This window comes from Xanthomonas prunicola, assembly GCF_002846205.1.
GTDB classification, from domain to species: Bacteria; Pseudomonadota; Gammaproteobacteria; order Xanthomonadales; family Xanthomonadaceae; genus Xanthomonas; species Xanthomonas prunicola.
Window position 1 is genome coordinate 313,357 of record NZ_PHKV01000003.1, and the last position, 23,478, is coordinate 336,834.

At 64.4% G+C, this 23,478-nt stretch carries 26 protein-coding genes and 1 other RNA gene; 12 read left to right on the forward strand and 15 right to left on the reverse strand.

Annotated elements, in window-relative coordinates; translation table 11 throughout:
• Positions 1-2: 2 nt before the first annotated feature.
• Positions 3-1,073: an SAM-dependent methyltransferase gene (locus XpruCFBP8353_RS11380; RefSeq protein WP_101363345.1), complete on the forward strand. Its 1,071-nt coding sequence runs from the start codon at positions 3-5 to the stop codon at positions 1,071-1,073.
• A gap of 160 nt (positions 1,074-1,233) precedes the next feature.
• Here XpruCFBP8353_RS11380 and XpruCFBP8353_RS11385 read toward each other — a convergent pair whose 3' ends face one another.
• Entirely contained in the window at positions 1,234-1,581 is a 348-nt protein-coding gene (locus tag XpruCFBP8353_RS11385; RefSeq protein WP_101363346.1) for a RidA family protein, read from the reverse strand.
• An 11-nt stretch (positions 1,582-1,592) separates the two neighbouring features.
• Positions 1,593-2,471 carry a DUF998 domain-containing protein gene (locus XpruCFBP8353_RS11390; protein WP_341475815.1) on the reverse strand — a complete coding sequence of 293 codons (879 nt, stop codon included), beginning with the start codon at positions 2,469-2,471 and terminating at the stop codon, positions 1,593-1,595.
• A gap of 92 nt (positions 2,472-2,563) precedes the next feature.
• Here XpruCFBP8353_RS11390 and mprF point away from each other — a divergent pair, with 92 nt between their 5' ends.
• Positions 2,564-5,128, forward strand: coding sequence for a bifunctional lysylphosphatidylglycerol flippase/synthetase MprF (gene mprF / locus XpruCFBP8353_RS11395; RefSeq protein WP_101363348.1), 2,565 nt, complete (start codon positions 2,564-2,566; stop codon positions 5,126-5,128).
• Between the two features lie 465 nt (positions 5,129-5,593).
• Here the strand turns inward: mprF and XpruCFBP8353_RS11400 are convergent, their stop codons facing one another.
• From XpruCFBP8353_RS11400 to XpruCFBP8353_RS11435, 7 genes are all read right to left on the reverse strand, one after another.
• A complete protein-coding gene (locus XpruCFBP8353_RS11400) occupies positions 5,594-6,967 on the reverse strand; it encodes a virulence factor (protein WP_101363349.1) in 1,374 nt (457 codons plus the stop codon).
• 69 nt (positions 6,968-7,036) lie between these two features.
• Entirely contained in the window at positions 7,037-7,231 is a 195-nt protein-coding gene (locus XpruCFBP8353_RS11405) for an oxidoreductase-like domain-containing protein (RefSeq protein ID WP_011258646.1), read from the reverse strand.
• Positions 7,232-7,289: 58 nt separating this feature from the next.
• On the reverse strand, positions 7,290-7,895 hold the full coding sequence (locus XpruCFBP8353_RS11410) for an HD domain-containing protein (protein WP_101363350.1): 606 nt from the start codon (positions 7,893-7,895) through the stop codon (positions 7,290-7,292).
• Positions 7,896-7,930: 35 nt separating this feature from the next.
• The gene (gene thpR / locus XpruCFBP8353_RS11415; protein ID WP_101363351.1) at positions 7,931-8,533 is read right to left on the reverse strand and encodes an RNA 2',3'-cyclic phosphodiesterase; all 603 of its coding nucleotides are present in this window, start codon (positions 8,531-8,533) and stop codon (positions 7,931-7,933) included.
• A gap of 273 nt (positions 8,534-8,806) precedes the next feature.
• On the reverse strand, positions 8,807-9,262 hold the full coding sequence (locus XpruCFBP8353_RS11420; protein WP_010380460.1) for a PA2169 family four-helix-bundle protein: 456 nt from the start codon (positions 9,260-9,262) through the stop codon (positions 8,807-8,809).
• Positions 9,263-9,483: 221 nt separating this feature from the next.
• Positions 9,484-9,654: a hypothetical protein gene (locus tag XpruCFBP8353_RS23945; protein WP_101363352.1), complete on the reverse strand. Its 171-nt coding sequence runs from the start codon at positions 9,652-9,654 to the stop codon at positions 9,484-9,486.
• Positions 9,655-9,810: 156 nt separating this feature from the next.
• Entirely contained in the window at positions 9,811-11,022 is a 1,212-nt protein-coding gene (locus tag XpruCFBP8353_RS11435) for an MFS transporter (protein ID WP_101363353.1), read from the reverse strand.
• A gap of 245 nt (positions 11,023-11,267) precedes the next feature.
• Between XpruCFBP8353_RS11435 and XpruCFBP8353_RS11440 the strand changes: the two genes are divergently transcribed.
• Positions 11,268-12,368: an alkene reductase gene (locus tag XpruCFBP8353_RS11440; protein WP_101363354.1), complete on the forward strand. Its 1,101-nt coding sequence runs from the start codon at positions 11,268-11,270 to the stop codon at positions 12,366-12,368.
• Between the two features lie 209 nt (positions 12,369-12,577).
• On the opposite strand, the gene XpruCFBP8353_RS11445 is transcribed toward XpruCFBP8353_RS11440, so the two are convergent.
• The gene (locus XpruCFBP8353_RS11445) at positions 12,578-12,913 is read right to left on the reverse strand and encodes a zinc ribbon domain-containing protein YjdM (RefSeq protein ID WP_101363355.1); all 336 of its coding nucleotides are present in this window, start codon (positions 12,911-12,913) and stop codon (positions 12,578-12,580) included.
• 114 nt (positions 12,914-13,027) lie between these two features.
• Between XpruCFBP8353_RS11445 and XpruCFBP8353_RS11450 the strand changes: the two genes are divergently transcribed.
• The 4 genes from XpruCFBP8353_RS11450 to XpruCFBP8353_RS11465 all read left to right on the forward strand — a co-directional run bounded on the left by XpruCFBP8353_RS11450 (position 13,028) and on the right by XpruCFBP8353_RS11465 (position 16,773).
• Complete coding sequence (locus tag XpruCFBP8353_RS11450) at positions 13,028-14,068, forward strand: cation diffusion facilitator family transporter (RefSeq protein ID WP_101363356.1); 1,041 nt, start codon at positions 13,028-13,030, stop codon at positions 14,066-14,068.
• A gap of 340 nt (positions 14,069-14,408) precedes the next feature.
• Entirely contained in the window at positions 14,409-14,882 is a 474-nt protein-coding gene (locus XpruCFBP8353_RS11455; RefSeq protein ID WP_101363357.1) for an FKBP-type peptidyl-prolyl cis-trans isomerase, read from the forward strand.
• Positions 14,883-15,021: 139 nt separating this feature from the next.
• A complete protein-coding gene (locus XpruCFBP8353_RS11460) occupies positions 15,022-16,398 on the forward strand; it encodes an Hsp70 family protein (protein WP_101363358.1) in 1,377 nt (458 codons plus the stop codon).
• A gap of 189 nt (positions 16,399-16,587) precedes the next feature.
• Positions 16,588-16,773: a hypothetical protein gene (locus XpruCFBP8353_RS11465; protein ID WP_010366034.1), complete on the forward strand. Its 186-nt coding sequence runs from the start codon at positions 16,588-16,590 to the stop codon at positions 16,771-16,773.
• A gap of 168 nt (positions 16,774-16,941) precedes the next feature.
• On the opposite strand, the gene XpruCFBP8353_RS11470 is transcribed toward XpruCFBP8353_RS11465, so the two are convergent.
• Genes XpruCFBP8353_RS11470 through XpruCFBP8353_RS11480 form a run of 3 tightly spaced genes read right to left on the reverse strand, consistent with a single transcriptional unit; the run spans position 16,942 to position 18,949 of the window.
• Positions 16,942-17,826, reverse strand: a complete 885-nt coding sequence (locus XpruCFBP8353_RS11470) for a DUF4097 family beta strand repeat-containing protein (protein WP_101363359.1) — start codon at positions 17,824-17,826, stop codon at positions 16,942-16,944.
• 11 nt (positions 17,827-17,837) lie between these two features.
• Positions 17,838-18,365 (reverse strand): hypothetical protein, encoded by a 528-nt coding sequence (locus tag XpruCFBP8353_RS11475; RefSeq protein ID WP_101363360.1) that lies wholly within the window; start codon positions 18,363-18,365, stop codon positions 17,838-17,840.
• A complete protein-coding gene (locus XpruCFBP8353_RS11480; protein ID WP_101363361.1) occupies positions 18,362-18,949 on the reverse strand; it encodes an RNA polymerase sigma factor in 588 nt (195 codons plus the stop codon). The genes XpruCFBP8353_RS11475 and XpruCFBP8353_RS11480 overlap by 4 nt, the downstream gene beginning before the upstream one ends.
• 216 nt (positions 18,950-19,165) lie before the next feature.
• Between XpruCFBP8353_RS11480 and XpruCFBP8353_RS11485 the strand changes: the two genes are divergently transcribed.
• Positions 19,166-19,759 (forward strand): mechanosensitive ion channel domain-containing protein, encoded by a 594-nt coding sequence (locus XpruCFBP8353_RS11485; RefSeq protein ID WP_101363362.1) that lies wholly within the window; start codon positions 19,166-19,168, stop codon positions 19,757-19,759.
• 191 nt (positions 19,760-19,950) lie between these two features.
• Here the strand turns inward: XpruCFBP8353_RS11485 and XpruCFBP8353_RS11490 are convergent, their stop codons facing one another.
• The gene (locus XpruCFBP8353_RS11490; protein ID WP_101363363.1) at positions 19,951-20,217 is read right to left on the reverse strand and encodes a DksA/TraR family C4-type zinc finger protein; all 267 of its coding nucleotides are present in this window, start codon (positions 20,215-20,217) and stop codon (positions 19,951-19,953) included.
• A gap of 174 nt (positions 20,218-20,391) precedes the next feature.
• Here XpruCFBP8353_RS11490 and XpruCFBP8353_RS11495 point away from each other — a divergent pair, with 174 nt between their 5' ends.
• The gene (locus tag XpruCFBP8353_RS11495) at positions 20,392-20,646 is read left to right on the forward strand and encodes a DUF2789 domain-containing protein (RefSeq protein WP_101363364.1); all 255 of its coding nucleotides are present in this window, start codon (positions 20,392-20,394) and stop codon (positions 20,644-20,646) included.
• A 159-nt stretch (positions 20,647-20,805) separates the two neighbouring features.
• Here the strand turns inward: XpruCFBP8353_RS11495 and XpruCFBP8353_RS11500 are convergent, their stop codons facing one another.
• Positions 20,806-20,979 carry a DUF1328 domain-containing protein gene (locus XpruCFBP8353_RS11500; RefSeq protein ID WP_003489471.1) on the reverse strand — a complete coding sequence of 58 codons (174 nt, stop codon included), beginning with the start codon at positions 20,977-20,979 and terminating at the stop codon, positions 20,806-20,808.
• 382 nt (positions 20,980-21,361) lie between these two features.
• Here XpruCFBP8353_RS11500 and XpruCFBP8353_RS11505 point away from each other — a divergent pair, with 382 nt between their 5' ends.
• The 3 genes from XpruCFBP8353_RS11505 to XpruCFBP8353_RS11515 all read left to right on the forward strand — a co-directional run bounded on the left by XpruCFBP8353_RS11505 (position 21,362) and on the right by XpruCFBP8353_RS11515 (position 23,419).
• Positions 21,362-21,862 (forward strand): M48 family metallopeptidase, encoded by a 501-nt coding sequence (locus XpruCFBP8353_RS11505; protein WP_101363365.1) that lies wholly within the window; start codon positions 21,362-21,364, stop codon positions 21,860-21,862.
• 91 nt (positions 21,863-21,953) lie between these two features.
• A non-coding RNA gene (locus tag XpruCFBP8353_RS11510) (sX9 sRNA) lies at positions 21,954-22,028 on the forward strand.
• 290 nt (positions 22,029-22,318) lie between these two features.
• Positions 22,319-23,419: a Glu/Leu/Phe/Val dehydrogenase dimerization domain-containing protein gene (locus XpruCFBP8353_RS11515; RefSeq protein ID WP_101363366.1), complete on the forward strand. Its 1,101-nt coding sequence runs from the start codon at positions 22,319-22,321 to the stop codon at positions 23,417-23,419.
• Positions 23,420-23,478 lie beyond the last annotated feature (59 nt).

Here is a 23,478-nt window from a genome sequence, read left to right on the forward strand (position 1 = left end):
GCATGTCTACCGTTACCATCCCGCCCTCCACGCAGCCTGAAGAAGCCTTCGCCACGCGGCTCGCCGAATCCGGCGTGCTGCCCGACGCCGCGTTGCGCTACGGCATCCGTCGCCTGTGCGCGCAACGCCTGCGCGACGAGCGCGGCAGCGATGCCGATGCCAATGGCGAACGCCAGCGCGCCTTCATCGACAGCCTGCGTGCCAGCGCGATCGCGATCGAAACCGATGCGGCCAATCGCCAGCATTACGAATTGCCGCCGCAGTTCTTCACCCTGTGCCTGGGCCGCCGGCTCAAGTACAGCAGCTGCTATTGGGACGCCAGCACGCCGAATCTGGATGCGGCCGAAGAACGCATGCTGGCGCTGTACGGCGAGCGCGCCGAACTGGCCGATGGTCAACGCATTCTGGAGCTGGGCTGCGGCTGGGGCTCGTTGACCCTGTGGATGGCCGAGCGCTATCCCAATGCCAGCATCACTGCGGTGTCCAACTCACGCCCGCAGCGCGCGCACATTCTCGAGCAGTGCCGTGCGCGCGGGCTGAGCAACGTGCAGGTGATCACTGCCGACGTCAACGCGCTGGCGCTGCCACCGGGCGGCTTCGATCGCGTGGTGTCGGTGGAAATGTTCGAGCACATGCGCAACTACCGCGAGTTGCTTGCACGCGTCAGCAGCTGGATGGCGCCGGGCGGCAAATTGTTCGTGCACATTTTTTGCCACCGCGACCTGGCCTATCCGTTCGAGGTGGCCGGCGAAGACAACTGGATGGGCCGGCACTTCTTCACCGGCGGACTGATGCCGGCGGCCGACACCTTGCTGCATTTCCAGCAGGACGTGGTGATCGAACAACGCTGGGTGCTATCAGGCGAACATTACGAAAAGACAGCCAATGCCTGGCTGGAAAACCAGGACCGCCACCGCGACCGGATCATGCCGTTGTTGAAGCAGACCTACGGCGACGACGCACAGCGGTGGTGGCAGCGCTGGCGCATGTTCTGGCTGGCCTGCGCGGAACTCTTCGGCTACGACCAGGGCCGCGAATGGGGCGTGGCGCATTACCGCTTTGTCAAGCGCTGAGCGCGCGCCGCCAGCATTCGTTGCAGATACGACTGGCGGCGACACGTGCACCCGCGTGCATGCGCGCATCGTGACAACTGCGCAGCACTCACTCGGTCGCAATGATGCGGTGCGTGCAGTCGCGCGCACCGCCTATCGATCGCTTTACTCGGTGATGCGATCAGCCCGCCGCAGCGGTCACCACGATTTCCACCTTCCACTCCGGCCGCGCCAACTTGGCTTCGACGGTGGCGCGCGCAGGCGTGAAACCGTGCGGAACCCACTCGTCCCAGGCCTTGTTCATGCCATCGAAATCGGCGATGTCGGCAAGGAAGATTTCTGCACGCAGGATCTTGGTCTTGTCGCTGGCCGCCAGCGCCAGCAGCTTGTCGATCTCGCCCAGCACCTGGCGGGTCTGCCCGGTGATGTCTTGGCTGGTGTCCTCGGCAATCTGGCCGGCCAGGTAACACACGCCGGCATGGACGGTCATTTCGGACATCCGCGGACCCGCATCGAATCGCTGCACCATTTTCAGACTTCCTACGGTTGATTGACGCCCGCATTGTCCCGCGAATGCGGCAGACGTGCAGCCCCGTCGCGCACGCAGCGCGCCAACACTGTGCCCGCCCGTGCCATCCAGACCACGATCAGCACGATGGCGATCTTCTGGCTGATGCCCAAGGGCGCGCTGGTGACGGTGACATGGAACAGCAACGCCGCAAACGCTGCCCAGCCCAGCGAGAAGGCCACTGGAAAGTGCGCGCGCCACAGCCGATCGCGGCGGAAATACCACGACTGCAGCAGCACCGCTGCAATCACGCACAGAAACGTCATGTCCGCCGACAACACGTGCACCATCTTGGCCGCCTCCGGCGCCAGCTCGGGCATCCAGCTGTCGCCGATCGACACCATGCACAACCCCACCGCCGCCATCCAGAACAGACCCAGCACGGTGCGGCTGCGCGCGGCCGGCGCCAATGCTGCATACAGGCCAAGCGCGAGCCATGCCATCGTGGCCGCCAACAGGCAGTAGGCGGTGCGCAGCAACAAGCCGTACGGGCCGTGCAGATAGGCGCTCAGTTGCGCATCCACCCACCACAGGTCGCGCCGCAGCCATTGCAGCGGCAGCACCAGCCCGATGAACGCCAGGCCCGCAGTGGCGGCGATGCGGCCGGCGTGGCCGCTCCAACGCGGCGGCAGTGCCTGCGCCGGGGCCGCAAACGTCGGGGAATCGGGTGGATTGCGCATCAGCAGCCTGTCTGCCTTCCAACTGTCATGGCGGTCCTGTCGTGTCCGTTCGGCACCTGTGTGCGGCTTTGCCCTATGATGCGCGCGGCCGGCCCGCACAGGCACTATGTCGGTAGGATCGAACCACGCGTTCACTGGATGTCGGCACCTTCGCAACCACGCTGCATGCACCATCCACCCGACCGGCACATGCACTGCAGATACGCGCGCGGCACGCCTCGTGCATGCACCCTCCTTCCCTTTCAGCAGATCCCGTTGCCCTCATGACGGATACCCCCGCCTCTTCCGAAACCTCCGCCAGCGGTTGGCGTCGCGCCCTGCCGGTCATCATCAGCCTGGCGATCCTGGCGATGGCCCTGCATGCGCTGTCGTCGCAGTTCACCGACCACGGCTACCGCCAGATCCGGCATGCCTTCCGTGCGCTGGGTGGCGGGCAGGTCGCGCTGACGCTGCTGCTCGGCTTGAGCAGCTACGCGTGCCTGGTGGGCTTCGACTGGGTGGGTCTCAAGCGTACCGGCAAGCAGCTACATCCGGCGCGGGTGGGCATTACCGCCTTCATGGCGCATGCGGTCGGGCAGACCTTGGGTTTTGCCGCACTCACCGGCGGCGCCGTGCGTCTGCGCGGCTATGGCAGCGTGGGCCTGACCCTGGCCGAGATCGGCCAGGTCGTGCTGATGAGCACGCTTGGCTTCATCTTCGGGGCGTGGGTGCTGCTCGGTCTGGCGCTGATGCTGGAACCGGAAGCGGCCGCGCGCGCGTTGCCGATCACTGCGCAAGCCATCCGCATCGCCGGCATCGGCCTGCTGGTCGGCTATGTCGCCATGCTGGTGCTGGTCGGCAAACAGGGCCGCGAGTTCGGCATTCGTAGCCATCGTTTCTGGTTACCAGACCGCACCACCGTGCTGGGCGTCACCGCACTCAGCGTGGTCGAGCTGGGCCTGGCAGCGGCTGCGTTCTATGTGCTGTTGCCGCCAGACCCGGGCACCGGCTACTTCGGTTTCATCGGCATCTGGCTGGTGGCCGTGGTGGCCGGACTGATCTCCACCGTACCGGCCGGCCTGGGCGTGTTCGAGTGGAGCCTGCTCAAACTGCTGCCGCATGTCAGCCCTGCCGCGGTGCTGGCGGCGGCGCTGGCCTACCGGGTCACGTATTACATCGTGCCGCTGCTGATCTCGGTGGCCATGGCGGCCGCCTCCGGGCTGGGTGCGCCGGTACGCGTCGGCGCCAGCACCGCGCGGACCGTGTGGAAGGCCTTGCGCCCGTGGCTGCCGCAGATTCTGGCACTGGCGGTGTTTGCCGTGGGCGCGGCGCTGGTGATCGACGGCACCCTGCCCACACCGCGCGCGCGCCAGGAAGTGGCGCCGCTGCCGCTGATCGAAACCTCGCATCTGCTGGTCAGCCTGGGCGGCATGATGCTGCTGCTCATTGGCCAGGGCTTGCAGCGCCGCAGCCATGCGGCCTGGGTGCTGGCGCTGGGCGTGTGCTTGCTGCTGCCACCGTTGGCACTGCTGCGCGGCAGCCATATCTCGGTGTCGTTGTCGGCGGCGCTGGCAGCGGTGGCGCTGTGGGCGGCGCGGCGCGAGTTTTATCGTCAGGGCGCCCTGCTGGACGAAGCCTGGTCGTGGCGCTGGCTGAGCAACCTTGGCCTGGTCTTGGTCGCCACGTTCTGGCTGCTGTTCTTCGTCTACAGCCATGTCGAATACAGCAACGATCTGTGGTGGCAGTTCGCTACCTCGGCCAACGCGCCGCGTGCGCTACGTGCCGCGCTGATCCTGTGCGTGGGCGTGATCGTGTTCGGCATGGCGCGCCTGCTGCGTGGCGGGCGCCGCCCGATGCCCGCAGCCGATGCACCGACGCTGCAGACGCTGGCACCGATCCTGGCCACCAGCACCGATACGCAGGCCTGCCTGGCGCTGACCGGCGACAAGGCGTTCCTGCTGGATGAGCAGAGCAGCGGCTTTGTGATGATGCAACGCTACGGCGGCTCCTTGATCTCGATGGGCGACCCGGTCGGCCCGCCGGAGGTGGCGCGTGCGCTGATCTGGCGCTTCCGCGAAGAAGCCGACCATATGGGGTTGCGCCCGGTGTTCTACCAGGTCGGCGAAAAGTACTGGCAGACCTATCTCGACATGGGGCTGACCCTGGTCAAGCTTGGCGAAGAGGCGATCGTGCCGCTGGAAGGTTTCACCCTGGAAGGCCGCGACCGTGCCGACCTGCGCCAGGCGTGGAACCGCGGCAAGCGCGGTGGCCTGAGCTTTCGCATGCTGCAACCCGAGCAGGTGGATGACGTGCTGCCGCGTCTGGCCGAGGTCTCGGACCAGTGGCTGGAAGAAAAATCCGGCGAAGAGAAAGGCTTTTCGCTGGGCAGCTTTGACGCGGACTACCTGCGGCGCTTCCCGGTGGCGGTGGCCGAGGCAGAAGGCCAGATCGTGGCGTTCGCCAACGTTTGGTGGGCGCCCGCCGGCGGCGAGCTGTCGGTGGACCTGATGCGACACAGCGCGCAGGCACCGAAGGGCACCATGGATTTCCTGTTCATCGAATTGTTCATGTGGGGCCAGGCCAACGGCTATACACGGTTCTCGCTGGGCATGGCGCCGTTGTCCGGCCTGGCCGAGCATCGCCTGGCTGGGCGCTGGAACCGCTTCGCCAGCCTGGTCGCGCGCCACGGCGAGCGTTTCTATGGCTTCAGCGGTCTGCGCCGCTTCAAGTCGAAGTTTGCACCGACCTGGCGCCCGCGCTATCTGGTCGCCCCCGGCGGCATGCATCTGCCGGCCGCGTTGCTGGATGTCACCCGCCTGATCTCGGCGGATCCGGGACGGCCGGAGTAAGGCCTTGCGGAACACTGGCGCCAGACCTGCGGATCTGGCGGGCATTGGTTAGCCGCTCACCAACGCGGATGTCGACATCTCAGGCGCATGTCAGTTCCTGAAATTCTGGCTTGCCAACAGACGGCCGCGAAACGTGGAAGCGCGGTGTCCCATTCGGGGTGGGACCGTGTGGCGGCATGGATGCTGCCACCGAGCTTCCAGGGATGGATTCACAGCATGTGCCGACAGCCGATGCGACACCGCGCCGCTGACCAACGCTGCGTTTGATCAATGCGGGTCCTGAGCGAATGCATCGGTCGCTGCGGGCGCTTGCACGCGTGCCATCGGCGGCGAGCAGCGGCTGAAAGAGCGGCATCTGATTGAATCATCGAACGTCTGTACGTTGCCTTTGGCAGCAACGTACAGAGGCCATACGCCGACACCGACACGTCGGCGCGCGCATCAGAGCAAGCGGTATCGCGCGCCTTACGGCTTGGACAGCGCGTGCATCTGGTCCATGATCGTCTTGGCCAGGGTCGCGTAGTCGCCCTTGAAATGGTGATCGCCCGGCAATACGACCCGCTTGGCCACGTTGGCGGGCAGGCTCGGGCAGAGCGCGTCGTCGTCGTCCTGGCCGTAGATGCACACCGTGGTACCAGCCGGCAGACGCTGTACTTCCGGAGCGATCGGCAGACCTTCGTCATCCGAGCCCAGCCAGTTGCTGACGTGGAACTCGTAGTCGGCCAGCTTGCCGACCGACAACAGTGCCGTCATGCGCAGGTTCTGCTTGGTCGCAGCGGGCAGTTTATTGATCGCCGCAGGCAGCACGTCGGCGCCCTGCGAAAACCCGATCAGTACCACGCGCTGACGATCCCAACGCTGCGCATAGATGCGGGCAATGCGATCCAGGTCGTCAGCAAAGCCTTGCGGCGTGCGCTCGGTCCAGAAGTAACGCAGCGAATCCAGGCCGACGACTGGAATGCCTTGCGCGGCGAGTGCATCGGCCACTTCTTCGTCCAGGCCGGCCCAGCCGCCATCGCCGGAGACGAAGATCACGAAGGTGTCGTCGTCGCTGTCGCCGTCCGGCTTAGCGGGCAGCTCCACCACTGGCAGATCCGCCAGACCGCCCGGCGGCGGCGGCAATGCCACACCCTTCTGCGCGCCCAACGAGCGGACTGCGGCGCGCAGCCCAGGCAGGATGTCTCCTTGCGCAGACCGTCGGAAGGTGCGCGCCTGCGGCACCTGCTTGAGGAAGCCCTCTTCGGCAGCCGCGGGGCAGCGTTTGTCCTGGCTGACGGCAAGCACCCAGGGAATCTGCAGCGGTACCGGCAGCAACGTGTTGGTGCCGGGGCTGACACCCGGTTGGCAGATCGCCTGGTTGGCTACGTTGGCTGGGCACAGCCCGTCGGTCAGCACGCCGGCCAGCACATGCGGCTTGGATTGCGCAGCGATCGCATAGGCCAGCGCCGCACCCTCGCCATCGCCCACCAGCAGCGGCAGGCGATAGGTGGGGATGTGGTAGAAGGCCTGCATGTAGCGCGAGAAATTTTCCACATCGCCCACCGAGAACGTGCAGGTACCGCCGGCCTTGCGCAGCACTGCGTACAGGTGCGCGGTATCGACCACCGCCACCATCGCACCGTCGGCGCGCAGGCTTTCCGCCTGGGCCTGGCGCTTGGCGGCATTGCCCGCACCGGCCAGCCAGATCACCACCCGTTGCGGCTCGCCCTTGGGCATCAGCACCGGCACCTGCTCGAAGCGGCCATGGCTGACCGGTTCCGGCGCCTGCGCGACGGCCATGCCCGACAGCGTCAACATTGCCGCGCCGCAGAGCGCGCCCCACATTTCAAGTCGTCGCATGTCGCACCATCGGGAAAAGTGGTTCAAAGATAATCGTTTCAGGCGGCAGCGCGAAGTGCAGGACTTCGCTCATTGTGCCTTTGGCCCGCTGACAACCGGCTGGCGCGCTTCCCAGGCCGCCAGGGCTTGGCGGTAACGCGTCAGCTCCTCGGCATACAGATCGTGGACGCACAGCGGGCAGCCGCTCTCGCAGCATTCGTTGGGCGCAGGCGGCTGTGGGGCGATCGGGCGTGGGTCGGGGCTGGAAGCAGCGCTGTCGTGCATGCGGCCATTGTAGCGTGCGCATCGGCCTCATCCGGGCACATCGCACGAGCCGATGCGCTCAGCGGCCCAGCCGCCGGCGCAGATTGGCGCGCGCTGCGGCGTCGTGATGGGTATGGAAGTAGTCGCTCAGGAAGATGCGCGGTTGCTTGAGCACACCGGCCAGGAAGCGGCGGCGATTGAGCTTGAACAGCAGGCGTGGCACGTGCCCGCGATATTCCTCGGCGATGGCCTCATCGTAGGCATCGAACACCGCCGCTGGCGCGGCCAGGATCGCCATGTCGCAGTCCAGGAACAGCGCGGCATCTTCGTCCACCTCCTGCGGCTGCAGTTGCCCATGCCGCGCAGTGAGCAGGATCAGTGTCTGCACCCGCTCGACATCCAGCTGCGCCTGCGGCCACCAGCGCGGAATGGATTCGGCCGCCATCAATGCCGATTGCGCCTCGTTGTCGCTGCGTCCGGGTTGATACACCGCATCGTGAAACAGCACCGCCAGCCACACCTCTGCCGGCTGACGCCAGCCCGGCCCGGCAGCGACCTGCGCATAGTGCTGCAGCACCGCGCGCACGTGGCCGAAGTGGTGGTAGGGGCGCGGCGGTGTGGCATAGGCCTGTTCGAGTGCGGCCAGGTGATCGGCATGCAACGGCAATGGCGTGGGGATGTCCATGCGCTCAGGCTACCGCGTAGGCGCGGCGATGCACATCAGCGCAGCGACCAGCGGCCTTCGATCTGGTAGCGCGACTGGCCAAGGAAGCTGCGCACCAGCGCAAAGTCGCGCACGGTCCAGGCAAGCGCATCGCAGCGCCGTTGTGGCACCGCCTGATTGCAGTACAGCAGCGTCATGTGTGGCGTGTACTGCGCATCGCAGGCAATGCCGACATGCGCAAGCTGCTTTCCCAATGCGCCTTGCAGCTCGTAGAGCCCGCGTACCTGCTCTTCGCCACGCAGCACGCAGGGAAGCTGCGAGTGCCTGCCACCGAAGGTACCCACGCGGTCGAATTCCACTGCGAACGCATCCATCGCCACCCGCGCTGCGGCCTGACTGGCGCGGCTCACCAACGATGGCGGCAAACCACCGGCGTAATCGCCTAGATGATGCAGGGTCACATGCAGCCGTTCGCGTGCGAGCGGCTTGCCTTCCGCGTACCCGCCTTGCAGCAGGCTGTCGGCAATCCGCGCCGCATGCTCGGCAGTGGGCGTATCGGCCATCACAGCGAAAAACAGGCGTTCAGTGGTCTTTTCTTCCCCAAGCCCAAGCGACAACTGTGCGTCGGCCGATGACAGGTACAGGAACTGTTGCTTCATGGATGGATGCCACGACCGCGCAACGCGGGCCTGCCTGAAGAAGGGCGGCGGATACTAGCAGACCCGCTGCCTGCCGAAAATGCCGTCGTGCGCGCTACCGACGTTGACCCTGTTGCGATGCGTGGAACTGCCATTGCTTCGTCAGGTCGTGCTCTTGCGCGCTGTTGCGATACAAAAAGAAACGGGCAGCGTGCGCTGCCCGTTTCCGCCTTTATCGTTTTACCCCGGAACTGCATCGGATCGGTGACGATGCACTTCGGTCAAGCGCGCAGGTTATGCAGCGCTCTTCATCGCATGCTTGCGGTTACGCATCACATCATGGCAAGCACGCACCTCCGGCAGCAGGCGAAGCGCGGCTTCGCGTGCAGCGGCCGGAGTGTCCTGATCGGCGATGGTTTCGTCGAACGCCTTCAGCAAGCGATCTTCCGACTCTTCCAACTCGGCCACGTAACCGTACTTGGTGTCGCCCAGGGTTGCACGCACCTTGCCGTAGAACTGCTGCATGCTGCCCACCATGGTGCCGTGCTGTTCCGGCGTACCACCCGCGGCGGTGACCACACTGCTCAGGCTGCTGACGATGTCGGTCTTGACGCCGGCAATGCGCCGGAACAGCGTCGCAAGCTCTGCATCACCCACCTTGGCCGCGGCTTCATCATAGAAGTCCTTGCCGTCGCGCGAGATGGCGATAAGGTCGTTGAGGCTGTGCTCGGTTTTGCTCTGAATGCTCATGTGTGGCTCCTTATTGAAATGGACCGACGCTGCGCTTTGCAATGACTGCGCGTGCGGCGGGAGGTGAGTCAATCGATGGACTGATTGCAGTGCCGTCGCGTTGTGTACGGCTTCATCCTCGCGTCGTCTGCATAATCGATATGTGAGCGAAGTGGGCATCATCCTCACGCCACCGTGCAGGCGATGAATCGCAATTCATCCATGCCAACAGCGGGTCAACATCACTTCTGCTGACGGCTGGCCCACATGTTATCGACCAAATTCGGATAGGGACGCCCGGCTTCTTCGGCACGCTGTTTGGCGGCCGCTTTCTGCGCGTCGGTCAACGGTGTCGACTTCGCTTTGCCTTTGGGATTCGAGCGCTTCCACGGCGGTGAAGTGAATTCAGTCATGGCGCTGTTCGGTCCGCTTGATTTGGCGCGCAGTCTCGCCGGCAGGCTGTGAGACGGCTGTGGTGATGCAACACGCCCATCGTTGTCCAACTGCTGCGAGGCACGTTTGCGAGCACTTAGTGCCAGGTGCACCCACCCAGATTGGTGTGTGCCGCCTCAGCAGTTCGCCAGCACCGTGCGCTGCTGGCGACGCTCCTGCCACACCGCCAATGCGTAGACCAGCAACCCACCGAGCGCAGTGGCCGCGCCAACGTAGCCGGTGGAGGTCCAGCCCCAACCCGCCGTAATCGCCATCCCACCCAGCCATGGACCCAGCGCATTGGCCGTATTGAATGCTGCGTGGTTGGAGGCTGCGGCCAGGGTCTGCGCTTCTGCCGCCACATCCATCAAGCGTGTCTGCAAGGCAGGCGCCAACGCCCCCATGGTGCCGACCGCTACGATGGAGACGAACACCCATACGTCTGATTGCGCAGCCAGCGGAAACGTCAACATCACCACCACCGACCACACCAGCAACACCGGCACCGCGCGGAACTGCATGCGGTCGAACAACCAACCGCCCAGGATGCTTCCCAGTACCCCGCCCACACCGAACGCCACCATCGCCAACGGGACGCGCGCGGCAGTAACGCCGGTCACCGCAGTCAACGTGGGCGCCAGGTAACTGAAGACGCAGAACATGCCGGAAAAACCCACTGCACCGATCGCCAATGCCAGCCACACTTGCGGCTGATTGAAGGCCCGCAATTCGCGCAGCGGCTGCTGACGCGGCTCGTCGGGCTGCGGTGGCAGCAGGATCGCCACAGCTGCGACCGTTCCCAATGCAATCACCGACACCGCGGCATAGGCCCAACGCCAGCTCACGATTTGCCCCAGCCAGGTCGCCAGCGGGTTGCCCACCAGCAACGCGACGCTCAAACCCAACAGGACCCGCCCCACTGCAGTGGCACGTTGATTGGGCGGGCTGATCGATGCGGCCACCAGGGACGCAACACCGAAGTACGCGCCATGCGGCAGCCCGGCGATAAAGCGGCACAACAGCATCGTGTGGTAGCTCGGCGCCAATGCGCTGGCCACGTTGCCCAGGGCATAGAACACCATCAACAGCAGCAACAAGGTACGCCGCGGCCAGCGCGCACCCACAATCGCCAGCAATGGCGCACCGACCACCACGCCCAACGCATACGCACTGATGACGTGGCCGACCTGTGGCTCGCTAATCTGCAAGCCCTGCGCAATCTGCGTCATCAGGCCCATGGTAGAGAATTCGCTGATACCGATCGCAAAGCCGCCCATCGCCAGCGCAAGCAGGATCAGCACGTAGTCGCGCCGGGGCACGCGTGGCGAAGAAAGATCGGTATCGGTCATGCCCGACTCCAGTGATGGCGAGGCGATCTATTATTGTGCAATGCAGCAGAGCAGGAAAGCTCGCCCTTCGCCGTGATTCAGCGCCAGCACCCAACATGTCACAGTGGGATTGCGTTCAACGCGATGGGGACGCTGTGTCCTATCTGCATCGCTCGAATCTGCTTGAGTCCGCCACCATCGCTATGGAGCACCGCGATCGTCGCGGCGTCGCGCCTGGCGCGTGATCAAAATTCGATTGGTTGCTGATGCCCAAATCCACTGAATCCCCCTTGTTCTCCCCGGTGCGCCTGGGCGTGCTGGATCTTGCCAACCGCGTGATCATGGCCCCGCTGACGCGTAACCGCGCCGTCGCCGGCCAAGTGCCCTCGCCACTCGCCGCCGAGTACTACGGGCAGCGCGCCACCGCCGGCCTGATTGTGGCCGAAGGCACCCAGATCAGTCCGCTGGGCCAGGGCTACCTGGATACGCCCGGCATCCACACCAAGGAACAGATCCAGGGCTGGCGCGCGGTCACTGACGAAGTGCATCGCCGCGGCGGCAAGATCGTGCTGCAGCTGTGGCATGTGGGCCGCGTGTCGCATACCAGCGTGCTGCCCCCGGGCGAAGTGCCGGTTGCGCCCAGCGCCATCCGCGCGGAAGGCAAGACCTTCACCAAGAACGGATTCGAGGACGTGTCCGAGCCGCGCGCACTGGCATTGGACGAAATCCCCGGCTTGATCGAGGACTACCGCATCGCGGCACGCAACGCGATCGATGCCGGCTTCGATGGCGTGGAAGTGCATGCGGCCAACGGCTACCTGCTCGACCAGTTCCTGCGCGACAGCTCCAACAAGCGCACCGACGCCTACGGTGGCGATATCGAAAACCGCACTCGCCTGCTTGCCGAAGTGGTGCAGGCGATTGCGGACGAAATCGGTGCCGACCGCACCGGCGTGCGCTTGTCACCGGTGACCCCGGTGTATGGCGCGCACGATTCCGACCCGCAGCCGCTGTTCGAGCGTGCGGTCGAGCGCCTCAACCTGATCGGTGGGCTGGCCTTCGTGCACGTGATCGAAGGCGCGACCGGCGGGCCGCGCGACAACATCGCCTTCGACTACGCCGCACTGCGCGCCAAGTTCGATGGCGCCTGGATCGCCAACAACGGCTACGACCGCGGCATGTCCGAACACGCCATCAGCAGCGGCTATGCCGATGCGATCGCCTACGGACGCCCGTTCATCGCCAACCCGGATCTGGTGCGTCGCCTGCGCGAGCATGCACCTCTGGCCGAACTCGACCAGGCAACGATGTACGGCGGCGGTGCCAAGGGTTACACCGACTACCCCGCATTGCCGGAGTCTGCCTGATCAGCCGCTGATCACGCGACCGCACCTGCCAGCCGGCACGGTGCGGCCGCGTGGGATAAGGCAGATGGACCGCATGCTTGCTGCTGCCGGGTACGCAGTTGCTCGCCTTGCACAGCTGCAAACGGCTGGGTCTGCAACGGCGCACAGGCGTATGTCAGCACCGGCGCACGCACGCGCGCGCCTAGACACGTCAGCTCACGCTTCGCGCATCACGCCTTGCGCAGAAAACAGGTCTTCAACACCAGGCCCTTGATCTTTTCCGAGTTGCCTTCGATGTGCTCGGCATCGTCTTCGACAAGGCGGATATTGCGGATCACCGTGCCCTGTTTGAGCGGAATCGAGGAACCTTTGACCTTGAGATCCTTGATCACGGTCACCGTATCGCCGGCCTGCAGCACGTTGCCGTTGCTGTCGCGCACCATCGTCGTGTTTGCGGCGGCATCGCCAGCGCTCCATTCGAAGCCACAGTCGGCGCAGATCGACATCACGCCGTCGAGATAGGTGTTCTCCAGACCGCATTGCGGACAGGCGGGGACGCTGGACATGCAATTCCTTGATCGAAGCGGGCGTGGATTGTAGCCTCCGGGCCGCGCGATCACGCACCCGGCACGGCGATGGCGCGATAGTGCGGCGCTTGTCGAACGCTCCGCAGGTCGCGCGTGTCCAATCAGCCAGCACCCACTTCCCCGCGAGCAACCGCAGGCTCCGGTAACGCCAAAGCTGCCGCCAGCGGCACAGGCACAGGCAAGCCCAAAGGCTCGCACCTGGTGGTCTACGTGGCGCTGGCCGGAAATCTGGCCATTGCCGTCGCCAAGTTCATTGCCGCCGGCATTTCCGGCAGCTCGGCGATGCTCAGCGAAGGCGTGCATTCGCTGGTGGACACCGTCAACGAAGTGCTGCTGTTGTATGGCTTACGCCGCGCCGCGCAGCCGCCCACACCCACCCATCCATTCGGCTACGGGCGCGAGCTGTACTTCTGGAGCTTCATCGTCGCGCTGTTGGTGTTCGCGATGGGCGCTGGCGTGTCGCTGTACGAAGGCATCGTGCATTTGCGCAACCCGGAGCCGGCCAAGAGCCATCTGCTCGCCTATCTCGTGCTTGGCGTGTCGATCGTGTTCGAAGGGATCTCGTGGGTGGTGGCATTGCGCGAATTTCGCTCCAAAAAGGGACGCATGGGCTATTTCCAGGCGTTTCGTCAAAGCAAGGACCCAAGCACCTTCACCGTATTGCTGGAAGACAGCGCTGCGCTGATCGGTCTGCTGATGGCGCTGCTGGGTCTGGCCGGTGCGCAGCTATTCGACATGCCCGAACTCGACGGCATCGCCTCGATCGGCATCGCGGGGGTGCTGGCATTTACCGCGTTCTTGCTGGCGCGCGAAACCAAGGGCCTGCTGATCGGCGAACCGGCGCATGCGCATGTCACCGACTCGCTACTGCGCATCGCCGCCAGCGATCCGGACGTGCGTGCTGCCAATGGGGTACTCACCATGCAAATGGGGCCTAACCAAGTGGTGGCCGCATTGAGCGCCGAATTCGAAGACAGCCGCACCACGCCGCAAATCGAGGCCTGCGTCGGGCGGATCGAAGCCGCTGCCAAGCAGCAGCACCCCGAACTCACCGCCCTGTTCATCAAGCCGCAAACTCCGGAAACCTGGCGTGCACGGCGTGCGCAGATCGAGCGCGGCGCAAGCACGGAATAAGCGACGCAACGGCATTTGCGGCAGCCATGTGTCCTGTGCACGTGCGTCAGTCTTCAAGCGTCCGGCGCAACATGGTCGAGCAGCCGTGCTGCCGCGAATGATCGCTATAGCCGCGATTGGCTGGCCGTGCCAGACCACTTCTCCTGCTTTTGCGGCCGGCCGTGCCCGCATAACGCATGCGTCTGTGACAATGACTCCAACAAACTGATCCTCGCCTCAACCGCGATCCCGGCTGCGGTTGCATGATCCAGTGCGATTGCCTACGGTGTGCGTGCAGCATCTGTTCGCATCGTGAATGAGCCGATGCATTCCCCTCGATCACCCGTCATGGAGGTTTCCAATGGAAATCAGCCAGGGTCGCGTTGCGACCATTCACTACACCCTTTCCAACGACAGCGGCCAGGTCATCGACCGCTCCACGCCCGATACGCCGCTGAGCTATCTGCATGGCGTCGGCAACATCGTGCCCGGCCTGGAACAGGCGCTGGAAGGCAAGCGGCTGGGCGACACGCTCACTGCCGACGTGGTACCCGAACAGGGCTACGGCCCGCGCCACGAGCAGCTCATCCAGCATGTGCCCCGCGATGCGTTTCCGACCGATGTCGACGTGGTACCAGGCGTGCAGTTCGAAGCGCGCACGCAGCAAGGTCCGGTCTTGGTCACCGTGACCGAAGTTGGCCCGGACCAGGTCACCGTGGACGGCAATCACCCGCTGGCCGGGCAAACCTTGCACTTTGCGGTGGAAGTGGTGGCGGTGCGCGAGGCCACCACTCAGGAACTGAACGACGGGCACGTGGCCGACCTGGCCGCCTGACCCCGCGTGCGCCGCACGCCTGCGCGGGTGCGGCGCGGCCATGCCGTGCTTCGGTATTCACGCAAGCCTGGTTGCCGGTCTCGACGGCCGATGCTGTCGCCGTAGTAAAGTGCGCGGCCCGCTCTCCAGGCCTGTCTGCATGAAACTCGGCATCGACTTCGGTACCAGCAACTCCGCCGCCGCGGCGATCGTCGATGGGCAGGTAGCGCCGGTGCGTTTCGGCGAGGCCTTGCAGTTCCGCACGACGGTGTACTTCCCGGAGACCATGCGCGACCCGGACGACTTCAGCCTCACGCCGGCGCTGGAATACGAAGTGGAGCGGCTCATTGACTCGGGCCGCCGCGATGCAGTGGCCGCCGGCCGTACCCCCAACAACGACAGCCTGCGCCGCGATGCGATCCGTATCGTGCGGCGGCAATGGATGGAAGAGCAGGTGCGCGAGCCACGCAGCTCCGCCGCTCTGCTACAAAACGCGGTCTATGGCGACGAGGCGCTGGACGCCTATTTTCTCGAAGGCGAAGGTAGCTTGGTGCAAAGCCCCAAGTCGATGCTCGGCTATAACCTGCATCCGCGCGCACGCCAGACCATTACCGGCATCGCCACGCATGTGCTGGAGCACATCCGGCTGACTGCCTCGCGCCAGTTCGACATCAATATCCGTCACGCCACCCTGGGCCGCCCGGTGCAATTTCGCAGCTCGATCGGTGAGGCCGGTAACGCGCAGGCGCTGGAAATCCTGCAGACCGCCGCGATTGCCGCCGGTTTTGACGGCGTGGATTTTCTCGAAGAACCTGCAGCGGCCGCGATGCATTACCACGTCAGTCACGATAGCCGCCACGACACCGTGGTGGTGGATATCGGTGGCGGCACCACCGACGTTGCGCATGCCAGCGTCGGCGGCAGCGCTGCGCCGCAGGTGCACCGTGCCTGGGGTATTGCGCGCGGCGGTACCGATATCGATCTGGCGCTGAGCCTGGCCGCCTACATGCCGCTGTTCGGCCGCGGCATCACCCGCGTACCGACCCACCATTACGTCGAGGCAGCGATGGTGCAGGACATGACCCGCCAGCGCGAATTCCGTCTACACAAGTATCAGGACGTTCCTGCCCCCTTCGACAAGCGCCTGCAGGCCTTGCAGGACACCGGCAACACCGCACGTCTGTACCGCGGCGTAGAGGCCTGCAAGATCGCGCTCAGCGAGCTCGACCAGCACCGAGCGTCACTGGATTTCATCGAACGCGGTCTGGGCGTGGACGTGCAAGCCGACGCGCTGGTTGCGTCCGCTTCCAACTACCTCGGCGAACTGGAAAGCCTGCTGGCGCAGGTGCGCGCCGATATGGCCACCGCACCGGCGACGGTGTTCCTCACTGGCGGCATGTCGCGCGCCGGTTATATCCGCGACACCGTGGCTGCCGCGTTCCCGGAATCACGCCTGGTGCATGGCGATCCGTCATTCGGCGTGGTCCAGGGCCTGGCCTGGGCGGCCGCACAGGACGCCCGTCCGTCGGGCGGTTAACACACCCGGGGATCAGACTCTTTATAATTCACGGTTGCTGCTTGACGCCCCGCCGTCTTGTCTGCAACGGCACGCACCCTGTGCCACCGCGATTGCGCACCGAACGCCGTCGCACTCTCGACACCGCTTCCGCGCGCGCCACCCTAGCCGCACGCGGTGTCACCGCACTTCCCCGCTACAGGAGGCCACATGGCACGCCCCGCGACCAAGCAGAAATCCCAGCCCAGCATCGCTCGCAGCGAAGGTAAGTCGCAGCCGCTCAGTCGTGAACGTATCGCTGCCGACATCGCCGCGTTCCGCAAGACCGGCGGCCGGATCGAAGTGCTCACCACCAACTTCGGCCCGGCACGCAACGACGGCGACAAGATCGCTTAAGCAGCGAACGACACGCTGCAAATGGCCGTCAGGTAGGTGTGGATTCCCAACCCCTGCCGCGTTCACTGGCCATTGCGCCGCAGTGGTGTGAGCTGCTGTTGCGTGTTGCCGCAAAGCTGGATTGTTGTACCAACGTGCCACCGCGAGGTGGCACGTTTGTTTCCGGGCTTAGTTGGTGTAATCGATCCGCACAGAGCCCGAATGCGACTCCAGTTTGACATCGCCATTGCCGGCCCCCATCGTCGCCTTGAGATGCTTTCCGGGGCCGTATTCCGGCCGTTCTACCCTGCCGGCGACCGAATGGATATCGCCGCTGAAGACATCCACATCCAGCGCTGCCGACAAATTGCGCGGCACCCCCAGCGTAATCGTGCCACTGACACTCTCCGCCGCAATGCTGCCGCCCGGCGCCAGTCCTGCAACGGTGACCGCGGTCGTCCCGGACACGCTCTGCGTGCGCAATTGCGATACCTGGCCGGCACCGATGTGGATATCACCGGAGACGGACTCGATTGCCACCACGCCGCTGGCGCCTGCCGGTGCGTTGAGCTGCCCGCTCACCGTGCCCAATGTCATCCGTCCGCTACTCACTGTGCTGCGCAACGCGCCACTTACCGTTTCCAGCTGCGCCTCCTTGGCGCGCCCGGCGGCGACCACATCGCCACTGACCGATTTGAGCTGCAGGCGCGCCAGATCGACCTGATCGACATTCACCGCTGCGCTCACCGCATCCACCTGCAGCACCGCGCCGCGCGGCACCCGCAACTCCAGTTCGGCGCCCTTGCTGTTGCGGCTATTGCGTGGGTAGATCACCTCGAACTGCAGCCGGTTGGAGCTTTCGTCCACCTGCAGCCGTTGGCCTTCGCCCAGGCTGCCGGTCAACGCCACCTCATCGCGATCCCAGCCGCGCACGCGAATGCTGCCGGCGATGTTCTCCAACTCCACGCGTCCGCCGCGCGCCAGCGGATGACTTTGCTTGACCGCCGTTTGCGCCGCTGCGGGCACAGCGCAGAAGGCTGCCAGCAATAGCAGGGAAAGATGGGCATAACGCATGGAGTTGCTCCTCAGCTTGGAAAGGATGCCTCGCCTTCGCAGGCCAGACGGGTCAGTTGCAATCGCTTCGCGTAGGCGCGTTGCAATTGCGACAACAAAAATGCCGAACGTGGGCTCTGCACGATGGCGGCATGGATGGCCTGCGCGCTGCGATCCAGCTCATCGAGTGCCGGCAGTAGATCGGCGGGTACCTGCTGCACCGGCACCTCAGCGATGGCCTGCTGGTAATGCTCAGCCATCGCCTGTGCTTGCGTCACCAGCGCCGGTTGAGCTGCGGCTGGCGACGGCGCCTGTCGATCGATCCCTGGGGCGATGGCGACGAGCGCCACTGCCGCGGCCAGCGCCAGCCCCGCTGCCGGCAGGATCCAGCCGCGCCGACGTAGCGGCACCAATGCAACCACAGTGGAGCGGTCCGTCAACGCAGGCGCGATACGCTCCCAGATCTGCGACGGTGGCTGGCGCTGCGACGGGAGTGCCTGCAACTGCGCGAGCAGAGCGGCATCGTCTTCATGGTCGCGATCGTGCAGGGTGTGATTCATGCGTTTTCTCCAAGCCATGCACGCAGCAAGCCACGTGCGCGATGCAGGTGTGCTTTGGAACTGCCAACCGCCATGCGCAGTTCGTCGGCAATTTCCTGATGTTTCCAGCCTTCGAGGTCGTGCAGCACCAGCACGGCGCGCGCACGCGGCGGCAGCGCTTCCAGGGCGCGCTCCAGGTCCATGCGTGTCGATTGGCAGCCACTGGTGCCGGCAACTTCCGCGAGCATGTCGCCGTCGGCATCGTCAACAATGTGATCACTGGATGCCGAGCGCGCGCGTAGCTCCATCAATGCAGTATTGACCGCCAGGCGATATAGCCAGGTACCCAGCGCGCTCTGAAAACGGAACTGCGGTAATGCCTTCCATGCAGCGACGAAGGTGTCCTGGAGCACGTCATCGGCGCGTGCTGCGTTGCCGCCGCACAGGCGCCACACCAGCGCATACAGGCGTGGTGCGTGACGGCGATAAATCGCCTCATAGGCAGCGCGGTCTCCCCGTGCCGCCATACGCGCCAACGTCACGTCGTCACGGTCGTCGGAGCTCTGGCTGGATGGGGCAACGATGGGCACGGGGGTGTCGAGCATACCTACTTGGATGTCTCGGGCGACGCAAAGGTTTAGACCTGACCGGAATTTTTTTGGGCTGCGGTCGAAGCCGGCTTCCCAAGGGAAATGCACCCAGATCGCGCGCGTACTTCAGCATTGCCAGCATCCGCAGATGAGTCTGTATTTACCCTGCGCACCTACAGCGCAAGGGACGCCCCGTTACAATGAATGCCCCTTTCGACCCTGCATGATGTGATGTCCGCGCCCGACGCCTTGCCCGCCATGATCCGCAGCCTGTTACCCCAATGGAATCCGGAGTGGCTGGCGATTGCGGTACCAACGGTCAAGATCGTGCTGATTCTGGCTGTTGCCGCGTTGGCACGGCTGCTGCTACGGCAACTACTGCGGCGCTTGTGTACGCGTTACAGCGTGCCCGCCGAAATGACGATCGGCATCCGCCGTGTAGGGAGCTTCGTCATTTCGGTCAGCGCCTTGTTGATGGCGCTCCGGGTCATCGGCGTCAGGGCAGACACCCTGTGGACTGCATTTACCGGGTTCGCAGCCGTCGGTGCGGTCGCGTTCTTCGCTGCTTGGAGTGTGCTATCCAATATTTTCTGCACATTCCTGATCATCACCACGCGCCCGTTTCGGCTGCACGATCACATCGAGCTACTTGAAGGCGGCGACAAGCCGGGCTTGAAGGGACGCGTGATCGATATCAACGTGATCTACACCACGCTGGAAGAGACCGGCGACCGTGCCGGCAGCGTGTTGCAGGTACCCAATAGCCTGTTTTTCCAGCGCACCACGCGCCGCTGGCGCGAGACCAGCAACTTCAACGCCAACTAGACATAGGCGACAAGGCGTTGCTTGCAGAGGCCAGTTCGCCACCGGCGAACGCCAATCACGACGACACAAACAAGTCGTAGGACCTGCGAATGCAGCCGGCGCCATTGCAGCGTCCGTTTGGTGCGGCGATGCCGCGCTCATGGGGAGAGAGGCAGCACTGCTTGCAGCGTCGGGAAATAAACATCGCCCACTCAACGCAGCTGACTATCCTTGCTGCCACGACGGTTGTAGCCGCCTTGAGCCCCCTGTTCCAGGTCGTGCGCTTCCTGGCAGTTCACGCACAGGTGCACCCCGGGCACTGCCTTGCGGCGCGCCTCGGGAATCGGTGCCTCGCAGTCTTCGCAGTGCGTCAAACTTGGGCCCTGATGCAGCTGGCTGCGCGCACGCTTGATCGCATCGTCGACTGTGGCATCGATCTGGTCCTGTACCGCTCCATCACCCGCCCATCCGGTCGCCATGATCACTACACCTCGCTGGTCCTGACACGTAGATGGTCATTCGCGCAGGCAAATCCAAGCCGCATGTGCACAGTACACTCAAGCTGGGTGATCTAGCATTCAAATCAGCGCCACTTGCCGGCACGTGCGGCAAGCGGCCAGGCACTCAGTCATCCGCACTCTCGAGGAACTGCAATGGAACAGCCCGTCCACCCGTTTTCCGAACTATTCGCCCAGCTGGGCCTGCCCGCCGACGAAGCCAGCATTCGCAACTTCATCGCAGAGCACTCTCCGCTGCCGGGCGATATGCGCCTGGAAGAGGCGCCGTTCTGGACACCTGCGCAATCCCAGCTGTTGCGTGAAGAGCGCCTCGACGATGCCGACTGGATCGTGACCATCGATCAGCTGAATATCGCTCTCCATACGACGGCAGACACGACTGGCGTCTGAGCACTGCGCCTGTACGTGCAAACCACGCTTGAGATCGCCTGCGGCAGACATGTTTGTTGGCTGATTCGCAGAACAAAAAAGAGCGGCCAGTGGCCGCTCCTTTCGATAGTGGGTAAGGCAGCCAGGCAGCGAAACGCGTGCCCGGCGGCGCGCCCTGCGTCAGGTCACTTTCTTGGCGATCGTCATGCCCAGCACGAAGAGCACGATGGCAATGATGATGCCCGCCCAGAACAGGAACTTGGCGATACCCATCGCAGCGCCGGCCATGCCGCCGAAGCCCAGCGCACCGGCAATCAAGCCGATAATTGCGAAAATGATGGCCCACTTGATCATGATGTTGTCTCCTCATCGGCACCGTGCCGTTGTTCGATCGTGTGCTTGCGACGCAGCGCCGCAAAACATGCACCGCACGCTACCGATTGGAATGTGCCGCATTCGTGAATACGCCTGACACACGCTGCCATACGTGCGCTATGTTCAGAAGACGATCGCCACCGGGATATGACCGCACAAGCGTCGTGGAAAGGTCATCACAGCGCGGCAATGTGCCGTCCATGTCCACCCCGGCACCCGATCACGACAGATGCTCCCTCCTGCCATGCATCGATGTGCAGCGAGCATGCACTGCCCGTTCGTCGTCAATCAGTTGCACCGGTGAATTCGCCAGCCGCTATCGCATGGGCGATCATGCGCGCTTCGCCCGCGATCGATCGCCATGGACACTCTTCGCTACCTCACCGGCTATCCGCCTGCTGTCCTGGAGCAGGTTCGCGAGTTGATCGCACAAGACAAACTCGCCACCGTGCTGGCGCGGCGCTATCCGGACCGGCACGCGATCCGCACCGACCGTCATCTCTATGATTACGTCAAGGCGATGAAAGAGCGCTACCTGCGCTCATCGCCTACCTTGCATAAGGCGATGTACGACAACCGTCTACATGTGGTGAAGCATGCCCTCGGCACGCATACGGCGATTTCGCGTGTGCACGGCGGCCGCTTGAAGGCCAGCCGCGAGATCCGCATCGCCTCCGTGTTTCGCGACGCGCCGGAACCGTTCTTGCAGATGATCGTGGCGCACGAACTGGCGCATCTGAAGGAAGCCGATCACAACAAGGCCTTCTACCAGCTCTGCAACCACATGACCCCGGACTACCACCAGCTGGAATTCGACCTGCGCCTGTATCTGACGCAGTTGGCCCTGTCTGCCGATAGCTGATCGTGCAGTACACGTGCCAGGCGTAGAGCGGCTAACAAACCGACGACTCAGCCCCAGGCGGGCGCGGGCGCGGCCGGTGCTCGGAATCGGCATGTGCCACGCGCACATTGCGGTTCCTGCACGCCGTCCGCACCCGCCTGACGGCTGCTCGCACGCCTTGTCAGCCACGCTTAGGATGCGCGCATGCAGCCGGCTTTTCTTGCGGATCCACCTTCGCCGTCCCACGCCAGCCGCCGGCCTGCCGGTCACGACTGGTTGGAAACGCTGTTGTTCCGGCAGCAGCGCCACCGGGATTGGTGAACAGATTCATACACACCCCCCTGCCGACGTGGTTTAACATGTTGCAGCGCGACGTGATCGGACAGGATCTGCAAACGTCGCGTTTTTTGTTTCCCACTGCACGGGTGCATACCCGGCTTCAGGGAAGGCACATCACGCAGCCCCGCGGAGCCTTCGATGCTTTTCGAAACCCTCGATACCACCGGCCACGAGCAGGTGATTTTCTGTCACAACCGCGACGCCGGACTCAAGGCGATCATCGCCTTGCACAGCACGCGCCTTGGGCCAGCGTTGGGTGGTGTGCGCATGCGCCCCTATCCCAATAGCGAGGCGGCGCTCAACGACGCGCTGCGGCTCAGCCGCACCATGACCTACAAGAACGCCCTGGCCGGCCTGAACGTCGGCGGCGGTAAGGCGGTGATCATCGGCGACCCCAGGACCGACAAGACCGAGGCGCTGTTCCGCGCCTTCGGCCGGTTTGTCGACACCCTGGGTGGGCGCTACATCACCTCCGAGGACGTCGGCACCGACGTCAACGACATGGAACAGATCTACCTGGAGAGCGAGTACGTCACCGGCGTGCACCAGGTGCACCGCGGCTCCGGCGACCCGGCCCCGTTTACCGCCTACGGTGCGCTACAGGCGCTGATGGCCTCACTCAATCGCAAACTTGGCCACGAGGAAGTCGGCAAGGCCAGCATCGCGATCCAGGGACTGGGCCATATCGGCATGGAGCTGGTCAAGCTGCTCAAGGAGCGCGGCGCAAAACTCTACGTGGCCGATCTGAATCAGGCACTGGTGGACCGTGCCGTGGCCGAATACGGCGCAGAAGCGGTACGCCCGGATGAAATCCATCAGGTCCCGGCCGACGTGTTTGCCCCCTGCGCGCTGGAAGGCGCCATCAACGAAGACACGCTGCCGCAGCTCAAGGCAAAGATCATCTGCGGCACGGCCAATAACCAGCTGGCCAGCGCCGCCATCGGCGAAGAGCTGCATCGGCGCGGCATTTTGTATGCGCCCGATTACGTGGTGAATGCCGGCGGGGTGATGAATGTGTCGCTGGAGATCGACGGCTACAACCGCGAACGTGCGATGCGGCTGATCCGCAGCATCTATCACAACCTGGAAAAGGTCTTCGATCTCTCCACGCAGCTGGACGTTTCGCCGCAGCAGGCGGCTGATCAGATGGCCGAAGCGCGCATCGAGGCCATCAGCAAGCTCAAACTGCCGCTGGGCCGCACCGCACCGCGCTTTTTGCACAAGCTGCGCGGCGAATGAAGCCCTGTCCAGGCACGCTGCCTGGACAGGGAACACATGGATCAGACAGATAACGCGCC

Excerpts from the sequence above, each read along its gene's own strand:
- XpruCFBP8353_RS11380 (WP_101363345.1), top strand. The coding sequence starts at position 3 with ATGTCTACCGTTACCATCCCGCCCTCCACGCAGCCTGAAGAAGCCTTC.
- XpruCFBP8353_RS11385 (WP_101363346.1), bottom strand. The coding sequence starts at position 1,581 with ATGGTGCAGCGATTCGATGCGGGTCCGCGGATGTCCGAAATGACCGTC.
- mprF (WP_101363348.1), top strand. The coding sequence starts at position 2,564 with ATGACGGATACCCCCGCCTCTTCCGAAACCTCCGCCAGCGGTTGGCGT.
- XpruCFBP8353_RS11400 (WP_101363349.1), bottom strand. The coding sequence starts at position 6,967 with ATGCGACGACTTGAAATGTGGGGCGCGCTCTGCGGCGCGGCAATGTTG.
- XpruCFBP8353_RS11405 (WP_011258646.1), bottom strand. The coding sequence starts at position 7,231 with ATGCACGACAGCGCTGCTTCCAGCCCCGACCCACGCCCGATCGCCCCA.
- XpruCFBP8353_RS11410 (WP_101363350.1), bottom strand. The coding sequence starts at position 7,895 with ATGGACATCCCCACGCCATTGCCGTTGCATGCCGATCACCTGGCCGCA.
- thpR (WP_101363351.1), bottom strand. The coding sequence starts at position 8,533 with ATGAAGCAACAGTTCCTGTACCTGTCATCGGCCGACGCACAGTTGTCG.
- XpruCFBP8353_RS11420 (WP_010380460.1), bottom strand. The coding sequence starts at position 9,262 with ATGAGCATTCAGAGCAAAACCGAGCACAGCCTCAACGACCTTATCGCC.
- XpruCFBP8353_RS23945 (WP_101363352.1), bottom strand. The coding sequence starts at position 9,654 with ATGACTGAATTCACTTCACCGCCGTGGAAGCGCTCGAATCCCAAAGGC.
- XpruCFBP8353_RS11435 (WP_101363353.1), bottom strand. The coding sequence starts at position 11,022 with ATGACCGATACCGATCTTTCTTCGCCACGCGTGCCCCGGCGCGACTAC.
- XpruCFBP8353_RS11440 (WP_101363354.1), top strand. The coding sequence starts at position 11,268 with ATGCCCAAATCCACTGAATCCCCCTTGTTCTCCCCGGTGCGCCTGGGC.
- XpruCFBP8353_RS11445 (WP_101363355.1), bottom strand. The coding sequence starts at position 12,913 with ATGTCCAGCGTCCCCGCCTGTCCGCAATGCGGTCTGGAGAACACCTAT.
- XpruCFBP8353_RS11455 (WP_101363357.1), top strand. The coding sequence starts at position 14,409 with ATGGAAATCAGCCAGGGTCGCGTTGCGACCATTCACTACACCCTTTCC.
- XpruCFBP8353_RS11460 (WP_101363358.1), top strand. The coding sequence starts at position 15,022 with ATGAAACTCGGCATCGACTTCGGTACCAGCAACTCCGCCGCCGCGGCG.
- XpruCFBP8353_RS11465 (WP_010366034.1), top strand. The coding sequence starts at position 16,588 with ATGGCACGCCCCGCGACCAAGCAGAAATCCCAGCCCAGCATCGCTCGC.
- XpruCFBP8353_RS11470 (WP_101363359.1), bottom strand. The coding sequence starts at position 17,826 with ATGCGTTATGCCCATCTTTCCCTGCTATTGCTGGCAGCCTTCTGCGCT.
- XpruCFBP8353_RS11475 (WP_101363360.1), bottom strand. The coding sequence starts at position 18,365 with ATGAATCACACCCTGCACGATCGCGACCATGAAGACGATGCCGCTCTG.
- XpruCFBP8353_RS11480 (WP_101363361.1), bottom strand. The coding sequence starts at position 18,949 with ATGCTCGACACCCCCGTGCCCATCGTTGCCCCATCCAGCCAGAGCTCC.
- XpruCFBP8353_RS11485 (WP_101363362.1), top strand. The coding sequence starts at position 19,166 with ATGTCCGCGCCCGACGCCTTGCCCGCCATGATCCGCAGCCTGTTACCC.
- XpruCFBP8353_RS11490 (WP_101363363.1), bottom strand. The coding sequence starts at position 20,217 with ATGGCGACCGGATGGGCGGGTGATGGAGCGGTACAGGACCAGATCGAT.
- XpruCFBP8353_RS11495 (WP_101363364.1), top strand. The coding sequence starts at position 20,392 with ATGGAACAGCCCGTCCACCCGTTTTCCGAACTATTCGCCCAGCTGGGC.
- XpruCFBP8353_RS11500 (WP_003489471.1), bottom strand. The coding sequence starts at position 20,979 with ATGATCAAGTGGGCCATCATTTTCGCAATTATCGGCTTGATTGCCGGT.
- XpruCFBP8353_RS11505 (WP_101363365.1), top strand. The coding sequence starts at position 21,362 with ATGGACACTCTTCGCTACCTCACCGGCTATCCGCCTGCTGTCCTGGAG.
- XpruCFBP8353_RS11515 (WP_101363366.1), top strand. The coding sequence starts at position 22,319 with ATGCTTTTCGAAACCCTCGATACCACCGGCCACGAGCAGGTGATTTTC.